The sequence below is a fragment of the Streptomyces klenkii genome (assembly GCF_003626645.1).
GTDB classification, from domain to species: Bacteria; Actinomycetota; Actinomycetes; order Streptomycetales; family Streptomycetaceae; genus Streptomyces; species Streptomyces klenkii.
In genome coordinates, this window is record NZ_RBAM01000004.1 from 166,182 (window position 1) to 184,066 (window position 17,885).

General features: G+C 70.9%; 16 protein-coding genes. 7 read left to right on the forward strand and 9 right to left on the reverse strand.

Features of this window, described 5'->3' with window-relative positions:
- The first annotated feature begins 54 nt into the window (after window positions 1–54).
- From D7231_RS10810 to D7231_RS10820, 3 genes are all read left to right on the forward strand, one after another.
- Window positions 55–1,347 carry a M18 family aminopeptidase gene (locus D7231_RS10810; protein ID WP_120754848.1) on the forward strand — a complete coding sequence of 431 codons (1,293 nt, stop codon included), beginning with the start codon at window positions 55–57 and terminating at the stop codon, window positions 1,345–1,347.
- Between the two features lie 3 nt (window positions 1,348–1,350).
- Window positions 1,351–1,926, forward strand: a complete 576-nt coding sequence (locus D7231_RS10815) for a DUF4232 domain-containing protein (RefSeq protein ID WP_120754849.1) — start codon at window positions 1,351–1,353, stop codon at window positions 1,924–1,926.
- 87 nt (window positions 1,927–2,013) lie between these two features.
- Window positions 2,014–2,238 carry a DUF6458 family protein gene (locus D7231_RS10820; protein ID WP_120754851.1) on the forward strand — a complete coding sequence of 75 codons (225 nt, stop codon included), beginning with the start codon at window positions 2,014–2,016 and terminating at the stop codon, window positions 2,236–2,238.
- 228 nt (window positions 2,239–2,466) lie between these two features.
- Here D7231_RS10820 and D7231_RS10825 read toward each other — a convergent pair whose 3' ends face one another.
- Window positions 2,467–4,278, reverse strand: a complete 1,812-nt coding sequence (locus D7231_RS10825; protein WP_120755564.1) for an NHL domain-containing thioredoxin family protein — start codon at window positions 4,276–4,278, stop codon at window positions 2,467–2,469.
- Window positions 4,279–4,340: 62 nt separating this feature from the next.
- Window positions 4,341–5,147: a carbon-nitrogen family hydrolase gene (locus D7231_RS10830; protein ID WP_120754853.1), complete on the reverse strand. Its 807-nt coding sequence runs from the start codon at window positions 5,145–5,147 to the stop codon at window positions 4,341–4,343.
- 169 nt (window positions 5,148–5,316) lie between these two features.
- On the opposite strand from D7231_RS10830, the gene D7231_RS10835 reads away from it, so the two are divergent.
- Window positions 5,317–6,147, forward strand: a complete 831-nt coding sequence (locus tag D7231_RS10835) for a maleylpyruvate isomerase family mycothiol-dependent enzyme (RefSeq protein WP_120754855.1) — start codon at window positions 5,317–5,319, stop codon at window positions 6,145–6,147.
- Window positions 6,148–6,206: 59 nt separating this feature from the next.
- Here the strand turns inward: D7231_RS10835 and D7231_RS10840 are convergent, their stop codons facing one another.
- The 6 genes from D7231_RS10840 to pdhA all read right to left on the reverse strand — a co-directional run bounded on the left by D7231_RS10840 (window position 6,207) and on the right by pdhA (window position 13,069).
- On the reverse strand, window positions 6,207–7,535 hold the full coding sequence (locus D7231_RS10840; protein WP_120754857.1) for an MFS transporter: 1,329 nt from the start codon (window positions 7,533–7,535) through the stop codon (window positions 6,207–6,209).
- Between the two features lie 42 nt (window positions 7,536–7,577).
- On the reverse strand, window positions 7,578–8,258 hold the full coding sequence (locus D7231_RS10845) for a GntR family transcriptional regulator (protein WP_120755565.1): 681 nt from the start codon (window positions 8,256–8,258) through the stop codon (window positions 7,578–7,580).
- 71 nt (window positions 8,259–8,329) lie between these two features.
- A complete protein-coding gene (locus tag D7231_RS10850; RefSeq protein ID WP_158673735.1) occupies window positions 8,330–9,163 on the reverse strand; it encodes a helix-turn-helix transcriptional regulator in 834 nt (277 codons plus the stop codon).
- A 278-nt stretch (window positions 9,164–9,441) separates the two neighbouring features.
- Window positions 9,442–10,914 carry a dihydrolipoamide acetyltransferase family protein gene (locus tag D7231_RS10855; protein ID WP_120754861.1) on the reverse strand — a complete coding sequence of 491 codons (1,473 nt, stop codon included), beginning with the start codon at window positions 10,912–10,914 and terminating at the stop codon, window positions 9,442–9,444.
- A gap of 23 nt (window positions 10,915–10,937) precedes the next feature.
- Window positions 10,938–11,918 (reverse strand): alpha-ketoacid dehydrogenase subunit beta, encoded by a 981-nt coding sequence (locus D7231_RS10860; protein WP_120754863.1) that lies wholly within the window; start codon window positions 11,916–11,918, stop codon window positions 10,938–10,940.
- On the reverse strand, window positions 11,918–13,069 hold the full coding sequence (gene pdhA / locus D7231_RS10865; RefSeq protein ID WP_120754865.1) for a pyruvate dehydrogenase (acetyl-transferring) E1 component subunit alpha: 1,152 nt from the start codon (window positions 13,067–13,069) through the stop codon (window positions 11,918–11,920). The genes D7231_RS10860 and pdhA overlap by 1 nt, the downstream gene beginning before the upstream one ends.
- A 363-nt stretch (window positions 13,070–13,432) precedes the next feature.
- Between pdhA and D7231_RS10870 the strand changes: the two genes are divergently transcribed.
- The 3 genes from D7231_RS10870 to D7231_RS10880 all read left to right on the forward strand — a co-directional run bounded on the left by D7231_RS10870 (window position 13,433) and on the right by D7231_RS10880 (window position 15,811).
- Window positions 13,433–14,092, forward strand: a complete 660-nt coding sequence (locus D7231_RS10870; protein WP_120754867.1) for a response regulator — start codon at window positions 13,433–13,435, stop codon at window positions 14,090–14,092.
- 93 nt (window positions 14,093–14,185) lie between these two features.
- Window positions 14,186–14,620: a pyridoxamine 5'-phosphate oxidase family protein gene (locus tag D7231_RS10875; RefSeq protein WP_120754869.1), complete on the forward strand. Its 435-nt coding sequence runs from the start codon at window positions 14,186–14,188 to the stop codon at window positions 14,618–14,620.
- 144 nt (window positions 14,621–14,764) lie between these two features.
- Window positions 14,765–15,811, forward strand: a complete 1,047-nt coding sequence (locus tag D7231_RS10880) for a phosphotransferase (protein ID WP_241999683.1) — start codon at window positions 14,765–14,767, stop codon at window positions 15,809–15,811.
- 125 nt (window positions 15,812–15,936) lie between these two features.
- Here D7231_RS10880 and D7231_RS10885 read toward each other — a convergent pair whose 3' ends face one another.
- A complete protein-coding gene (locus tag D7231_RS10885; RefSeq protein ID WP_120754871.1) occupies window positions 15,937–17,607 on the reverse strand; it encodes a protein kinase domain-containing protein in 1,671 nt (556 codons plus the stop codon).
- Window positions 17,608–17,885: the final 278 nt, after the last annotated feature.

Consider the following 17,885-nt stretch of genomic DNA (forward strand, 5'->3'; position numbering starts at 1 on the left):
GAGCCCGGGCGGAAACCACCGCCCGGCTCTTGCCCTGATCCTTATCCTGAGGCCATGAGCTCTGCGCACCGCTTCGACCGCGGCCACACCGACGACCTGATGACGTTCCTCGCCGCCAGCCCCTCCCCCTACCACGCGGTGGCCAACACCGCCGAGCGGCTGGAGAAGGCGGGCTTCCGCCAGGTCGCGGAGACCGACGCGTGGGACGCCACGACCGGCGGCAAGTACGTGACGCGCGGCGGCGCGATCATCGCCTGGTACGTGCCGGAGGGCGCGACGCCCGCCAGCCCCTTCCGGATCGTCGGTGCGCACACCGACTCCCCCAACCTGCGCGTGAAGCCCCTGCCGGACACCGGCTCCGCGGGCTGGCGCCAGGTGGCCGTGGAGCTCTACGGCGGCACCCTGCTGAACACGTGGCTGGACCGCGACCTGGGCCTGTCCGGCCGGGTCACCCTGCGGGACGGCAGCCACCGCCTGGTGAACGTGGACCGCCCGCTGCTGCGGGTGCCGCAGCTGGCCATCCACCTGGACCGCGGGGTGAACCAGGACGGCCTCAAGCTGGACAAGCAGAAGCACATGACGCCGATCTGGGGCCTGGGCGAACCGCGAGAGGGCGACCTGATCAGGTTCGTGGCGCAGGAAATCAGCGTCCCGGCCGAGGAGATCACGGGCTGGGACCTGATGGTCCACAGCGTAGAACCCCCGGCCTACCTGGGCCGCGACCAGGAACTCCTGGCGGGCCCCCGCATGGACAACCTCCTGTCCGTCCACGCGGGCACGGCGGCCCTGACGGCGGCGGTGGCCTCCGAGGGCCTGCCGTCCATCCCGGTGCTGGCGGCGTTCGACCACGAGGAGAACGGCAGCCAGTCCGACACGGGCGCGGAGGGCCCCCTCCTGGGCAACGTGCTGGAACGATCCGTCTTCGCCCGCGGCGGCACGTACGAGGACAAGGCCCGCGCCTTCGCCGGCACGATCTGCCTGTCCTCGGACACGGGCCACGCGGTCCACCCCAACTACGCGGAGCGCCACGAGCCGGGCCACCACCCCGTGCCGAACGGCGGCCCGATCCTCAAGGTGAACGTCAACCAGCGCTACGCGACGGACGGCAGCGGCCGGGCGGTGTTCGCGGCGGCATGTGAGCGCGCGGGCGTGCCGTGGCAGCACTTCGTGTCCAACAACGCCATGCCCTGCGGCACGACGATCGGCCCGATCACGGCGGCGCGGCACGGCATCGCGACGGTGGACATCGGCGTGGCGTGCCTGTCGATGCACTCGGCGCGGGAGCTGTGCGGGGCGGACGACCCGCACCTGCTGGCGTCGGCGCTGACGGCGTTCCTGGAAGGCTGAGCGTTGAAGCACCACCACATCGCGGCGGCGTTGGCGCTGACAGCAGCCTTCGCACTGACGGCATGCGGAAGCGACACGGAAAAGCCAAAGCAGACCGCATCCCCCTCCACCGAAGCGACGGACCCGAACGAGGAGCCGGAGGACAACAAACCCCAGGCCAAGGGCGACGCCTGCGCCCCGTCCGACATGAAGGTCGAGGCCAGGTCCCAGGCGGGCAAGCTCCTGCTGGTGGCGACGAACACCGCCAGGCAGCCGTGCACGGCCTACGGGTTCCCGTACGTGCGCTTCGACCAGGACCAGGCGACGACGGGCGTGGGCGAGGAATCGAAGCCCAAGGAACCGACGAAGGTGGCGCCGGGCAAGTCGGCCTACGCGGCGATCACACCGACCGCGGCGGACGGCTCGGGCGGACCGGGCCGGGACGCGAAGAAGATCTCCGTGACGTTCCAGACCCCCACCGGCGACCCCATGCAACGCACGCCGGCGACACCCGCCCTCCCCGGCAACACCCTCCACGTCGACGACCAGGCACGCGCCACGTACTGGCTGCCCGATGAGGGCGCGGCACTCAAGGGCTGACGGGTTCCCTCCGATTGGCGGTTCCGGTCCGGGGTACGCGATGCGTGCCGGCACCGGAACAGCCAATCGGATACGGAGGCTTCAGCCATGGGCATGGGATGGTGCATCGGACTGATCGCGATCGGCGCGATCCTCACCTTTGCGGTGGACTGGCGCGTGGACGGCATGAACGTCCCGCTGGTGGGCCTGATCCTGATGGCGGTGGGCATCATCGGCACGACCGCGTACGTGAGCATCTACAAACGCCGCCGGACCCAGCCCCCGCCGCCGGCAGCGCCGGTAGTAGAAGAGGACCACCGGTTCATCCGCTGAGGGGTGAATTCATCCGCTGAAGGGCAAACGACGCGGACCCGCAGGCGGAAACGCGCAGGAGGGCCGGGGGCGCAGGGGCAGGGTCCCTGGACGCTGACGTGTATTTGTGGCGCCAAGTGCGGGGCAGGAAAGCGCAGGGGCGAGGGGCGCCGTAAATATACGGTCCAGGGACCCTGCCCCGGAGGCCCCGGCCCGGCCTCCGCACCCCGCGCCGCCCCGCAACGACGGTCAGCCGTCCAGCCCCGCAAGCACGAGCGGCAACCGACCAGCACCACCGGCCACAACCCGCACCGGCACCCCCCAGTCGTTCTGATGCATATGACACGCCGGGTACTCGTTAGCCGGATCGTCGTCGCACGAAGCCGCCATCGCCGAGACGTGCAGCGTCCCCTCCGTCACACCTTCCGCCAGCACCACGTCGCGCCCCAGGTCCGTGCCCGTCCCCGCGCCCTCCGCCAGGAGCTCCGGCGGTGTGGAGCTGATGATCAGCCGCGTGGACGGCCCGTACCGCGTGTCCAGCTTCTGCCCGGCCGGCGCCGAGAAGACGACGTCCACCCGCAGCCGCCCGGGCGCCACCTCCGTAGCCGCCCGCTGCGTACGGTGCGCCACGGCCTCGACCCGTACCGCCGACTCGGGCAGCCGCAGCCGCGTCAGCCGGTGCCGAGCGGACTCGACAACAACAACATCGTCCCCGACGAGGACCGCGTCGGACGGCTCCCGAAGATCCGTAGCGAGGGTCGTCACCTCACCACTAGCAGGGTCGTACCGCCGCAACGCGTGGTTGTACGTGTCGGCAATGGCGACGGACCCGTCCGGCAGAGCGGTGACCCCGAGAGGATGCTGGAGGAGCGCCTGCGCGGCGTCCCCGTCCCGGTGCCCGAAGTCGAACAGCCCCGTGCCCACGGCGGTGTGCACGTACCCGTCCAGGTCGACCCACCGCAGGGCCGACGCTTCGGAGTCGGCGACCCACAGCCGCGAGCCGTCGGCCGAAACAGCAAGCCCGGAAGGCTGGGAGAACCAAGCCTCTCGCGCCGGCCCGTCGACGATGCCTTCGTTGGTCGTACCGGCGGCGGCTTCGACCGTCCCGGTCTCCGGGTCGTACGTCCACAGCTGGTGGACGCCGGCCATGGCGATCCACAGCCGCCCGCCGAACCAGGCGACGTCCCAGGGCGATGACAGCGAGACCTCAAGCGCGGCCCCGGACGTGGGCTGCCCCTGCATCCACTGCCGTCCGGTACCGGCAATCGTGACCACGGCACCGGTCTCGGGGTCGTAAGTCCGCAGCGCGTGATTGACGGTGTCGGCGACGACGACCAGCCCGTCCGGCAGCAGAGCAAGCCCCTGCGGCTCGCTGAAAGACCCCTCGCTGAAAGACCCCGCCGCGAACCCCCGCTCACCACTGCCGATCCGCCGCACGACGGTCTCCCCGTCCGCGGCGAGCTCCACGAGCTGGTGCCGGGTGGAGTCGGAGACGAGGAACCCGCCACCGGGCAGCAAAAGAGCCTTCCCGGGGAACCTCAGATCCGTGGCCACGGGCTCAGGAGCGACGTACGGCCCGTCCCCCCGCCGCAGCGTCCCCTTCGCGCCGTGCTCGGCCTCCAGCTCGGCGACGAGGGCCTCCAGGGCATGGGCGTGCCCCTCACCCGCGTGCTGGGCGACGACGTACCCCTCGGGGTCGATGACGACGAGCGTGGGCCAGGCGCGCACGGCGTACTGCTTCCACGTGGCGAGCTCGGGGTCGTCGAGGACGGGGTGCTCGACGCCGTACCGCTCGACGGCGTCGACGACGGCCTGATGCTCGGCTTCGTGGGCGAACTTCGGCGAGTGGACACCGATGATCACCACGGTGTCGCGGTGCTTCTCCTCCAGCTCGCGCAGCTCGTCGAGAACGTGCAGGCAGTTCACACAGCAGAAGGTCCAGAAGTCGAGAATGACAATGCGTCCTCGCAGGTCAGCGAGGGAGAGGTCGACATTGCCGGTGTTGAGCCAGCCGCCCTTGCCGATGAGTTCGGGAGCGCGGACACGTACGCGAGGAGCCATACACGCATCCAACAACACGGGAGGCGGGACTCATTCCCCAGGCCAGGAAACGCGCACAACTGTCACAAACCGTTAATAACGGGAATCCCGGGAACCCCGAGAACCCGGTCCTTGAGCGCGGGAAACTCGTCACGAACGCGGGCGACGCGCGCCAGGTCGAGATCGACGGCGAGCACTTCCTCGCCCGCCCCCGCCTCCCCGACCACGTCCCCCCAGGGATCGACCACGACGCTGTGCCCGGCCTGCTCCACCCCCGCGTGCGTGCCGGCCGTGCCGCAGGCCAGCACGTACGCCTGGTTCTCGACCGCCCGCGCGCGGGCGAGCAGCGACCAGTGCGCGCGGCGCCGCTCGGGCCAGCCGGCCGGTACGACGAACATCTGGGCGCCGGCATCAACAAGGGCACGGAACAACTCGGGGAACCGGAGGTCGTAGCAAGTAGCGAGGCCCGCCACGGCACCCGGCAGCGCCACCGTCACCGGCTCCGTCCCCGCAGCCATCAGCACGGCCTCGCCCTTGTCGAAGCCGAAGCGGTGGATCTTCCGATAGGTACGCACGAGTTCGCCGCCGGGCGAGAACACCAGAGAGGTGTTGAACAGGTCGCCCCCGGCGCCCCGCTCAACGATCGACCCGGCATGCAACCAGACCCCGGCATCAAGCGCGGCAGAAGACATCACCCGAGCCGTAGGCCCGTCCAGCGGTTCCGCCTCAACGGCGAACGATTCAAAGGCAAAAGCCCCCACGTGCCACAGCTCAGGCAGGACAACCAGATCGCTGCCCGCCTGCTCGCGCACCAGCGCCGCCGCGCGGTCACGCCGCTCGGCGACCGGCTCCGCCGGATCGACGTTTATCTGAATCAGGGAAGCACGCACAGTACCCACCACTCTCAGCACACGAAACCTCTGCCGGGTCGCCCGCGCGCAGCGTAACTTAACTAACGCACCCGACAACGCACTCCGCACCAGCCTGCCGCACCAGCCCGCCGCACCACCATCAGGAACGCCCACGCCCACGCACCCGCCGCACCGCCCGAGGGATCACGTGACCGTCCACCCGAATCTTCAGCCGGCCATCGACGCCTGGACCCACTCCATCGAAGCGATCAACGACTTGGTGAAACCGCTCGCAGAGAGCGACTGGAACCGGGCCACCGAGTGCCCCGGTTGGTCGGTGCGCGACGTCGTCTCGCACGTCATCGGCGTGGAGACGGAGATGATGGGTGAGCCACGGCCGATCCACTCGCTGCCGCGCGACCTCTACCACGTCACCGACGAGTTCTCCCGGTACAACGAGGTGCAGGTGGACGTGCGGCGCTGTCACACCGCGCTGGAGATGACCTCGGAGCTGGAGCTCGTGATCATCCGCCGCTCGCGCCAGCTGCGCAACGAGACCCGCGGCCCGCAGACGGCGATCCGCTGGCCGCTCGGCTCGGGCAACGAGCAGCCGCTCGAACGCGCTTTGACGGTACGGGCCTTCGACGTGTGGACGCACGAGCAGGACCTGCGCCGCGCGCTCGGCATGCCGGGCAACCTGGACTCGCCGGCCGCGGCGATCTGCCGGGACTTCCTGCTCGGGGCGCTGCCGAAGGTGGTGGCCAAGGACGCGGGCGCGCCGCCGGGATCGGCGGTCGTCTTCGACGTGCACGGCCCGCTGGAGTTCCTGCGGACCGTGCGCGTCGACGCGCAGGGGCGGGGGTCGATCGACAGCAGCGTGTCGCTGGGGCCGACGGTCACGCTCGGGATGGACTGGGAGACGTACGCGCGGCTGGCGTGCGGGCGGGTGCAGCCGGAGGCGGCGCTGGGGCGGATCAAGGTGGAGGGGGAGCCGGAGCTGGCGGACGCGGTGCTCCGCGAGTTCGCGATCACGCCGTAGAACGACCCGCAGAACGACCCGCACCCGCGATCAGGCCGTAAACCAACCCGCACCGGCAATCAGGCCGTGGACCCCGGCGAAACCGCCGGCACATGCACCGTCTCCACCCGGGAGGCCACCACCCGCTCCTGCTCCCGCCGCTGCGCCCGCGTCCGCAGCCGCAGGATCTGGGAGAGGCCCAGCGCCTCCAGGACGAAGACGGAGCAGAAGGCGAGCCGGTAGTCGTCGCCGGTGGCGTCGAGCAGGAGGCCCACGGCGAGCAGCGTGGTGATGGAGGCGATGAAGCCGCCCATGTTGACGATGCCGGAGGCGGTGCCCTGGCGCTCGGGCGGGTTCGCGGGGCGGGCGAAGTCGAAGCCGATCATCGAGGCGGGGCCGCACGCGCCGAGCACGACGCATTCGGTGACCAGCAGCCACATGGGCGCGTGCGCGCCGGGCCAGCCGGCCACGGCCGCCCACAGGAGCGCGGTCGCGCCGACCGTGCCGAGCGCGAGGGGCAGCCGGGCCGCGTGGTGGCGGGCGATGATCTGCCCGTAGACGAGCCCGACGGCCATGTTGGAGAGCACGACGACGGTCAGCAGGAGGCCCGCGGTCTCCTGCGGGAGGCCCTCCGCCTCGACGAGGAACGGCATGCCCCACAGCAGCAGGAAGACCATCGCTGGGAACTGCGTCGTGAAGTGCACCCACATGCCGAGCCGGGTGCCGGGCTCGCGCCACGCGCGGGCGACCTGGCGCCGGACGAAGCCCTTGCCGCCGGCGGCGTGCGCGGTGGGCGGCGGCTCGTGGCCCTCGGGGTGGTCCTTCAGGAACAGCAGCGTCAGGAGGAGGACGAGCACGCCCGCCGCCGCGCTGCCGCCGAACGTGGCGGTCCAGCCGGCGCCGTGCAGCAGCCGGGCGAGGACCATCGTGGAGACGAGGTTGCCCGCCATCCCGAAGAGCGCCGCGACCTGCGCGATCATCGGTCCGCGGCGGGCGGGGAACCAGCGGGCGCCGAGCCGCAGCACGCTGATGAACGTCATCGCGTCGCCGCAGCCGAGCAGGGCGCGGCTGGCGAGGGCCGTGCCGTACGCGTGGGAGAGCGCGAAGGCGAGCTGGCCGGCGGTGAACAGGACGGCGCCGAGCGCCAGCACCTTCTTCGTGCCCAGCCGGTCGATCATCAGGCCGACGGGTATCTGCATGCCGGCGTAGACGAGCAGTTGGAGTATGGAGAACGTCGACAGCGCGGACGCGTTGATGTGGAAGCGCTCGGCGGCGTCGATGCCGGCGACGCCGAGGCTCGTACGGAAGATGATGGCGACGAAGTAGACCCCGACGCCCAGCCCCCAGACGGCGACCGCGCGCCGCCCGCCGGGTGGGTCGCCGGGCAGCGCTGCGGCCCCCTGGCTCATCGGTGTTCCCCCCACTCGTTCATCGGGTCCCGCCCTGCGCGTTCATCGGATCTCGCCCTGCGCGAGGTTGCGCACCCAGCTCACGTGCTGGTCGATGACGGCGACGGCGGCCTCGGCGTCGCCGGCGCGCAGCGCTTCGAGGATCTCGGTGTGCTCGCTGTGGTTCTTGGCGATGCGGTCGGGGTGGGCGTGCATCACAGCCACTCCCATCCGCAGCTGGCGGTCGCGCAGCTGGTCGTAGAGCCGGGAGAGGATCTCGTTGCCCGCGCTGCGGACGATCTCGGCGTGGAAGGCGCGGTCGCTGTCGGAGACCGCGGCGAGGTCGCCTTCGGCGGCCCGGCGTCTCATGTCGTCGAGCAGCTCTTCCAGGCGGGCGATGAGCAGCGGGGAGGCGGGGACGGCCTTGGCCGCCGCGTACTTCTCGACGAGCAGCCGGGTCTCGACGACGTCGGCGATCTCCTGTGCGGAGACGGGCAGGACGAGAGCGCCTTTCTTCGGGTAGAGCTTGATCAGCCCTTCGGCCTCCAGCCGGAGCAGGGCTTCGCGCACGGGGGTGCGGGACACCCCGACGGCCTCGGCCAGATCCCCCTCGGTGAGCAGCGTGCCGCCTTCGTAGCGGCGGTGCAGGACGGCTTCCTTGATGTGCGTGTAGACGCGCTCGGCGGCCGGCGGCTGCTTGAGCGACTTGACCTGCTTGATCGCGACGGGGGGAGCGGTTGGCATGCGCACAGCTTAGATACAACATACATACGCAGAAAGAGGGAGTCCGAGGTCCGGACAGGAAGCGTCTCGCGCTACGGCGCCGTCCAGCCGTCCACGGGCGTGATGAAGACGAACCTCAGGTCAGGGCGCTGTATGGGCAGCAGCACATGGCTCGTCACCCGTATCTCCCGTCCGCCGTGGAACGGCAGGCGCAGCCGGAACACGTCGCCGTCGCGGTGCTCGACCACGTCGTGCTCCTCGGCCCAGATGCGCCGGCAGTCGGCGTCCGCGTCGAGGATGTCGCGGACGAGCGTGCGCAGTTCGGCGTTGGCCGGGTCGCTGTTGGCGGCGACGCGCAGCATGGCGAGGTACGTGCGGGCGCAGGCGTTCTCCCAGTCGAGCATCTGCTCGCGGGCCTCGGGGTCGAGCAGCGCCCAGCGCATCAGATTGGCGCCGGGCCGCAGCACCCAGGGAAACCACTCGCTCATGAGGGAATTCGCCGCGACGATATTCCAGGCCACGTCGGAGAGATAGGCGGGATAGGACGTCTGCTGTTCCAGCAGGGCTTTGACGCCGTGCGGGAGATCGCCGCGTCCGGCGCCGGCTTCCCGGGAGAGTTCACCGGGCGGGCGGCGGCCGCTCACGGCGAGAAAGAGGGTGAGCGTCTCGGCGTCGCTCAGGCGCAGCGCGCGGGCGACGCGGAGGAGGAATTGCTCGGAGAAGTCCTGCCGGCGGCCGGCTTCCAGCGCGCGGTACCAGCCCTCGCTCACCTCGGTCATCCGGGCCACGTGGGCCTGGGAGAGGCGGCGTCCGGGGCGGGGGAAGACGCCGCGCAGCTCGGGGACGGTGCGCGCGTCCACGCGGGCCCGCCAGGCGCGGAGAAGACGGCTGATGGATTCACCGTCCACGTGGTCGGCGCCGTCCACGCGTCCTCCAATTCCGACAGTGCAAGTGTCGGTCAATCTTAAGTAAATTGCCCCGCACGGGCTATTCAGCCGCTGACCTGGCGGGATTCCCGAGGCCGCTCCGCATCACGACGAGGGCCCGGACGCAACGCTCTCTCCTCGCTGGAGGGGGGTGAGGAGAGAAGCGTCCGGGCCTTTCGTCGTTTATGTCGTTCTGAATTCAACCAATCATTACGGGATCAGCCCCTCCGACGATCGCCCCGGGCCGTCAAACAGCCCGGGCCGTCATCCCCGGATCGTCATCCCCAGGTGATCAGCCGCTGGGGATTCTCCAGCACGGCCGCCGTGTCGGCGAGCACCTTCGAGCCCAGCTCGCCGTCGACCAGGCGGTGGTCGAAGGACAGCGCCAGCGTCGTCACCTGCCGCGGCTTGACCTTGCCCTTGTGGACCCAGGGCTGGAGCTTGATCGCGCCGACGGCCAGGATCGCGGACTCGCCCGGGTTGAGGATGGGCGTGCCGGTGTCGACGCCGAAGACGCCCACGTTGGTGATGGTCACGGTGCCGCCGGACATGTCCGCCGGGCTGGTCCTGCCGTCGCGGGCGGTCGCCACCAGCTCGGACAGCGCCGTGGACAGCTCGGGGAGCGTCTTGGCGCCGGCGTCCTTGATGTTCGGCACGAGCAGCCCGCGCGGCGTGGCCGCCGCGATGCCCAGGTTCACATAGCCCTTGCGGACGATCTCCTGGTTCTCCTCGTCCCACGACGCGTTGACGTCCGGGTTCCGCTTGATCGCGACGAGGAACGCCTTCGCGACGAGCAGGAGCGGGTTGACGCGCAGGCCGGCCATGTCGGGGTCGGCCTTGAGCTTCTGGACGAGCTTCATCGTGCGGGAGACGTCGACGGTGACGAACTCCGTGACGTGCGGCGCGGTGAAGGCGCTCGCGACCATCGCCTGGGCGGTCGCCTTGCGGACGCCCTTGACCGGGATCCGCGTCTCGCGCGCGGCGAAGTCCGTCACCGCACCGGCCGCGGGAGCGCCCGCGACGGCCACCGGCTCCTCCGCGACCGGGGCAGTCGCGGCCGAGGCGGCGGCGTGGACGTCCTCGCGCGTCACGATGCCGTCGGCACCGGACGGGACGACGGAGGCGAGATCGACCCCGAGATCCTTGGCGAGCTTGCGCACGGGGGGTTTGGCGAGCGGGCGGCCGCTAATAGATGCCTGACCCGTTCCGGGTACCGGCGAAATCTTCTCGGCCGCGGTTCCGGGCGCTATGGGCGCCGCCTCTGCGGCCGCAGGGACTCCGGCCACCCCCGGAGCCGTGTGCCCGTTGAGCTCGCCCTGGACGGCGGCGGCGACAGAGGACGCCTGCTGTGCGGGCTGCTTGCGCGCGCGCCGCTTCGTCGAAGACGGCGCCGCCCCGTAACCCACGAGCACGGCCTGCCGCCCCTGCGGCTCCTCGGGCTCCTCCGGAGCCGCGGCCTGCTCCGGCGCAGCCGGCCCCGCACCCGGCTGCGTATCCACCGAGATGATCACCTGGCCGACGTCGACCGTCGTCCCCTCGGGGAACCGCAGCTCGTGCACGACCCCGTCGAAGGGGATCGGCAGTTCGACGGCCGCCTTGGCCGTCTCGACCTCGCACACCACCTGCCCGTCGGCGACGGTGTCGCCGGCGGCCACGTACCACTTGAGGATCTCCGCCTCGGTGAGTCCCTCGCCCACGTCGGGCATCTTGAACTCGCGGAAGCGCTGGTCGTTCGCGGTCCTTGCAGTCATGGTCACGACTCTCCTCAAACCCCTCAGTACGCCAGCGCGCGGTCGACGGCGTCGAGCACCCGGTCCAGTCCCGGAAGGTACTCGTCCTCCAGCCGGGACGGCGGGTAGGGCGCGTGATATCCGCCGACCCGCAGGACCGGGGCCTCCAGGTGGTAGAAGCACCGCTCGGTGATCCGGGCGGCGATCTCCGCACCGGTGCCCAGGAAGACCGGGGCCTCGTGGACGACGACCAGCCGGCGGGTGCGCTCGACGGACGCCTGGATGCCGTCGAAGTCGATGGGCGACATCGAGCGGAGGTCGAGGACCTCCAGGGACTTGCCCTCCTCCTCGGCCGCCGCGGCGGCCTCCAGACAGGTCTTCACCATCGGCCCGTACGCGGCGAGGGTGAGGTCCGTGCCCGGGCGGGCGACGCGCGCGGCGTGCAGCGGGCCGGGGATGGCCTCCGTGTCGAGCTCGGACTTGTCGTGGTAGCGGCGCTTGGGCTCGAAGTAGATGACCGGGTCGTCGCTCTGGATGGCCTGCTGGAGCATCCAGTAGGCGTCCGAGGCGTTCGACGGGGAGACCACCTTCAGGCCCGCGACGTGCGCGAACAGCGTCTCGGGCGACTCGCTGTGGTGCTCGACGGCGCCGATGGCACCGCCGTAGGGGATGCGGATGACGACCGGCAGCTTGATCTTGCCGAGCGCGCGGGCGTGCATCTTGGCGAGCTGGGTGACGATCTGGTCGTACGCGGGGAAGACGAAGCCGTCGAACTGGATCTCGACGACGGGGCGGTAGCCGCGCAGGGCCAGGCCGATCGCCGTGCCGACGATGCCGGACTCGGCGAGCGGGGTGTCGATGACCCGGTCCTCGCCGAAGTCCTTCTGGAGGCCGTCGGTGACGCGGAAGACGCCGCCGAGCTTGCCGACGTCCTCGCCCATGACGAGGACCTTGGGGTCGTTCTCCAGGGCGGTGCGCAGCGAGGCGTTGATCGCCTTGACCACGGAGAGCTTCTGGGCGGTCATCAGTGGCTCTCCTCGGCGAACGAAGCCTGGTAGGCGGCGAACTGGGCGCGCTCCTCGTCGACGAGGGCGTGGCCGTCGGCGTAGATGTTGTCGAAGATCGCCATGTCCTCGGGATCCGGCATGGTGCGGACGCGGTCGCGCACGTGCTTGGCGAGCTCGTCGGCCTCGGTCTCCAGGGCGGCGAAGAACGCCTCGTCGGCGTGGCCCTCGCGCTCCAGGAGGGTGCGCAGACGCGCGATCGGGTCCTTGGCCTCCCACAGCTCGCGCTCCTCGTCGCGGCGGTAGCGCGTCGGGTCGTCGGAGGTGGTGTGGGCGCCCATGCGGTACGTGAAGGCCTCGATCAGCATCGGGCCTTCGCCGGTGCGGGCCCGGTCGAGGGCGGCCTTGGTGACGGCGAGGCAGGCGAGGACGTCATTGCCGTCGACGCGGACGCCGGGGAAGCCGTAGCCCTGCGCGCGCTGGTAGAGCGGGACGCGGGTCTGCTTCTCGGTGGGCTCGGAGATGGCCCACTGGTTGTTCTGGCAGAAGAACACGACCGGGGCGTTGTAGACGGCCGCGAAGGTGAACGCCTCGGCCACGTCGCCCTGGCTGGAGGCGCCGTCGCCGAAGTAGGCGATGACGGCGGAGTCGGCGCCGTCCTTGGTGATCCCCATGGCGTAGCCGGTCGCGTGCAGCGCCTGCGAGCCGATGACGATGGTGTAGAGGTGGAAGTTGTTCTCGTTGGGGTCCCAGCCGCCGTGGTTCACGCCGCGGAACATGCCGAGCAGGTTGGTGGGGTCGACCCCGCGGCACCAGGCCACGCCGTGCTCGCGGTAGGTCGGGAAGACGTAGTCGTCCGGGCGGGTGGCCCGGCCGGAGCCGATCTGAGCGGCCTCCTGGCCCAGCAGGGAGGCCCACAGGCCCAGTTCGCCCTGGCGCTGCAGGGTGGTCGCCTCCGCGTCGAACCGGCGGGTCAGCACCATGTCCCGGTACAGGCCACGCAGTTCTTCGGAAGACAGGTCGATGGAGTAGTCGGGGTGCTCGACCCGCTCGCCCTCCGGCGTCAGCAGCTGTACGAGCTCGGGTGCGCCCGCCGCCTTGGCGGTCCTGGCGCCGGCGCGCTTGCTGCCGCCGCGGCGCGGCTTGCGCGCGGCAGTGCTGTCCACAGTCACGTGTGCTCCTCCGTCAGTCCGGCCCCCGGGGTCGCCGGCGGCCAGAGGGGGTTCCCCCGCCGTGAGGCAGGAGAATGCTCGCTCGATCCCCGACGGCACACGGGGTGGGTGTGCCGAGGCCGGAACCGGGCGTGACAGGCGCCCCGGCGAAAGGCCTGCAATAAGCACGTTACCCAGAAGGCCGCATTCCTGCGAAACCCCGCCTGACCTGCAATTTTGCTTGGATTTCCAAGTAAATCGAGAAAGCGGGGCGACGCTCCTGGTCACGACCTTGTGAGCACAGCCCGTGCGGGCTGCCGGAACGACGGCACGTTATCCCGGAGGACAAGAGCAGGGGAAGACTCGGTGTGTGAGACTGGCACTGTGCCCGAACAAGGAAAAATCACGGTATTTCTGCTCGACGACCACGAGGTCGTCCGGCGCGGGGTGCACGAGATGCTGGCCGGGGAGGCCGACATCGAGGTCGTCGGCGAGGCCGGCACCGCCGCGGACGCCCTGGTGCGCATTCCGGCCACGCGGCCTGACGTGGCAGTTCTGGACGTTCGCCTTCCGGATGGCAGCGGCGTAGAAGTCTGCCGGGAAATCCGTTCACAGGACGAGCAGATCAAATGCCTGATGCTCACCTCCTTCGCCGATGACGAGGCGCTCTTCGACGCGATCATGGCCGGTGCCTCCGGTTACGTACTGAAGGCAATTCGTGGCAATGAGCTGCTCGCCGCCGTACGGGACGTGGCGGCCGGGAAATCCCTGCTCGACCCCGTGGCGACGGCCCGGGTGCTGGAGCGGCTGCGCGACGACAAGGCACCCAAGGGCGACGACCGGCTGGCGAGCCTGACCGACCAGGAGCGCCGGATCCTGGACCTGATCGGCGAGGGCCTGACCAACCGCGTGATCGGCGAACGGCTGCATCTGGCCGAAAAGACGATCAAGAACTACGTCTCCAGCCTGCTCTCCAAGCTGGGCATGGAGCGGCGCTCCCAGGCGGCGGCGTACGTGGCACGGCTACAGGCCGAGAAGCGGTGAATCTACGGTAAACCGGTGATTCGGGACCAATGGCCCGCGCCAAAGGGGCGGGTGCCCCTATAGACGCGTGGGGCGGGCGTGCACAGTGGTGCCATGCTCTCCGCGCATCCCGACCGACACCGAGCCCTCGACCTGCTCGACCGCACCCCCTACGGCCGCCTCTCGGTCAGCATGCGCGCACTCCCCTTCGTCACCGTCGCCCGCCACATCGTCTCCGGCCATAGCGTCCTGCTCCGCCTGCACGGCGACTTCGGGTACGCACAGGCCTGCGACGGCAACGTCGTCGCGTACGGAGCGGACAACCTCGGCGACCGGCGCGAGGGCGACGAGGACGTGTGGACCGTCCAATTCGTCGGCACGGCACGCCTCTTCATCCCCTCCGGGGATGACCTGGAGCGCTTCGGGCGGCCGCCCCGCACGGCGGACGCGACACCCTTCCGCCCCGAATACCTGTGCATCGAACCGCAGTTCACCACCGTGCATCACCTCGAAGGGGTTCCCGCACGACAGGCCGCCCACTCAGCGTGATCTAACATTTGGGACGTGCCACGCTCACTTGTCACCGATGCCCAGCCCGACACCGGACCTGACATCGGACCTGACACCGGCCCTGGCATCGCACCTGACACCGGCCCTGACGCGGGACCTGACACCGGCCCCGGCACCGGCACCCTGCACACACTGCTGCGCCGCTACGACCGGGCCGGCGAGCCCGTCTCCTGCATCCCCCTGACCCAGGGCCTGCTCAACCGCGGCTACCGCCTCACCACCACCCGCGGCGACTTCTTCCTCAAACACCACCTCGACGGCGACCAGGCCGCCATCGCCCGCCAGCACAGCGTCACCCTGCGCCTGGCCGCCCTCGGCCTGCCCGTCGCCCCGCCCGTCGCCCGGACCGACGGCACGACCGTCACCGTCCTCGGCGGCCGCTGCTACGCCCTGCACCCCTGGGTCGACGGCCGCCACCGCGACGGCGGAGAGCTGACCCTCGTCCAGTCCCGCAAGCTCGGCGCGCTGCTCGGCCACGTCCACACGTGCCTGGCGAAGGTCTGCCGGGAGGAGACCCCCGACGGGCCGCTCACCCCCGCAGAAGGCCCTGAGGGGCCCTCTGAGGGCCCCGGAGGCTCCGGGCGGCCCGCAGACGTCTCGGCGGACCCCCAGGACACGTACGCCCTCATCGAGGAGCTTCTCGGGCTCGTCCGCCGGGGCGGGGGCAGCCGCCCGCGCGACTCCTTCGACGAGCTCGCCGAGCACCGGCTGATCGAACGCCGCGCCCTGCTGGAGCGGCACGCCCACCGCCGCCCCGCCGACGGCACCGCGCCCGGCTGGGTGCACGGCGACTTCCACCCGCTCAACCTGCTCTACCGCGGCGGCGAACCGGCCGCGATCGTCGACTGGGACCGGCTCGGCGTGCAGCCCCGCGCCGAGGAGGCCGTCCGCGCCGCCGTCATCTTCTTCCTCCGGCCCGACGGCACGCTCGACCTCGCGAAGATACGCCCCTACGCGCGCGCGTACCGGCGTGCGAGCGGCGCCGACCCCGCCGAACTGGGCGCCGCCGTCCACCGCGTGTGGTGGGAGCGGCTGAACGACTTCTGGATGCTGCGCTGGCGCTACCAGCGGGGCGACCACCGGGCGGACCCCGGCTTCCCGGCGTCGGCGGCGCTGACGGTGTGGTGGACGCGGTCGTACGAGGCGGTACGGGACGCGTTCACGGACTGAGGGTCCACGCAACGGCTGAAGCGACCAAACGACTGAACGACCAAGGGCACCCAATGCGTCATCGGGTGCCCTCATGTATGTGTCGGTGCCGGCAAGTACTTGCCGACAAGTACTTGCCGACCGGATCAGCCGCCCGGGGTGGTGCCCGCCGGACCGCCCTGGCCCGCCGTGTTCCCCACGGTGCCGCTCTGGCCGGTCGTGGTGCCGGTGCTGCCGGACTGGCCGGTCGTGGTGCCGGCACTCGTGCCCGGCTTATCGTCGCCGCCGCTCGACGGCTTGGAGGACGGGTCGGGCTGGGTCGACGCGCCGGAGGAGGGCGTCGAACCGCCGCTCGGCGGGGGCGACGGCTGGCGCGACTGGCGGTGCCGGCCGGTGTCCTCGCCCGTGTCCGTGGTGTCGTCCTGGCTGTCCGAGTCGCGCTGGCGGCCCGTGTCGCCCGTGGTGCCGTTGTGGCCGGAAGACGGCGACTTCTGGGAATCCGGGCTCTCGGAGCCGGAGGGGCCGGGGGTGGACGGGCCGGTGGAGACCTTGTCCTTCGCCGGCTTCCCGCCCTGGCCGCCGCTCGTCTGGAACGACTTCACCGCGTAGACGACGCCGGCCACCAGCACGATCGCCACCACGGCGGCGACGAGCAGCATCTTGCCCTTGCCTCCGCCGCCGCCCCGGCCGCGGCCGCCGTTGCCGCCGTAGCCGTCGAACCCGCCGTCGTCGCCGTGGCGCGGCGGCAGGATCGGCTGCTGGGAGGTGTTGCCGTGCTGCGCGTGCGGCATGGCGGTGGTGTGCTGGCCGCCCACGGCGCCGAGCACCTGCGTGGCGCCGCCGGCGTGGCCGATGGGGCCGGTGTCCCAGGCGCCGGTGTGGGCGCCCGCGTCGTGCAGCATCTGGAGCGCGTACTGCACCAGCCCGCGCATCTCCTCGGCGCTCTGGAACCGGTCGTCCGGGTCCTTGGCGAGGGAGCGCATGACGAGCCCGTCGAGCTCCGGCGGCACGCTGCCGAGGACCTGCGACGGCGCCACCGGCATGTCCTGGACGTGCTGGTAGACGACCGAGAGCGGGGTCTCGCCGGTGAACGGCGGACGCAGCGCCAGCAGTTCGTAGAGGAGGCAGCCGGTGGCGTACAGGTCCGAGCGGGCGTCGACGGTCTTGCCGAGCGCCTGCTCCGGGGAGAGGTACTGCGGGGTGCCCATGACCATGCCGGTCTGGGTCATGGTGGAGGCCGCGCCGTGCAGGGCGCGGGCGATGCCGAAGTCCATGACCTTCACCGCGCCGCTGTTGGTGATGATCACGTTGGCGGGCTTGATGTCACGGTGGACGATGCCGTGCTGGTGGCTGTAGGCCAGCGCTTCCAGCACGCCCGAGACGATGATGAGCGCCTGCTCGGGCGGCGGGGCCTCGGCGTTGAGCAACAGGTCGCGAATGGTGCGGCCTTCAACCAACTCCATGACGATGTACGGCACGACGTTGCGGCCGACGGTGTCCTCGCCGGAGTCGTAAACGGCGACGACGGCGTGGTGGTTGAGGCCGGCGACCGACTGCGCCTCGCGGGTGAAGCGGGCCTTGGAGACGGGGTCCTCGGCGAGGTCGGCGCGGAGCAGCTTCACCGCGACCGTACGGCCGAGGCGCACGTCCTCGGCGGCGAAGACCTCGGCCATGCCGCCGCGGCCCAGCCTGTGCGTGAGGCGGTAACGGCCGTCGCCTACCAGCCCGCCATTACCCCACATTTCCGGCACATCGGGCATTCCGCCCTCGTTGGCGTCAGGGTCGGACGGACCCTGGGCGCTCTGCGTCTGTGCCATCAGTCCTCGCCGTCGTGTCTGGCCGCGTCGCGCGGAAGGCGCTGCGGTGGGAAAACGGTCTTCCGCTAAGGCACGCTACAGGTTCCACGGCGCGCGCCGGTCCGCGATGGACGCGCTATCAAACCCGCACGGCCCTGGGCAAGGCAAATCTCGTGACGTCTTGTCGCGCATCCCGTCACGGAACGGGCACGCGGCTTGACGTGCCCGCGGCCTGGGGCAGACTTGGCCGAGATATATCGACAGAGCAGAAACGTGTGCCACTGCCATCGCAGCGGCAC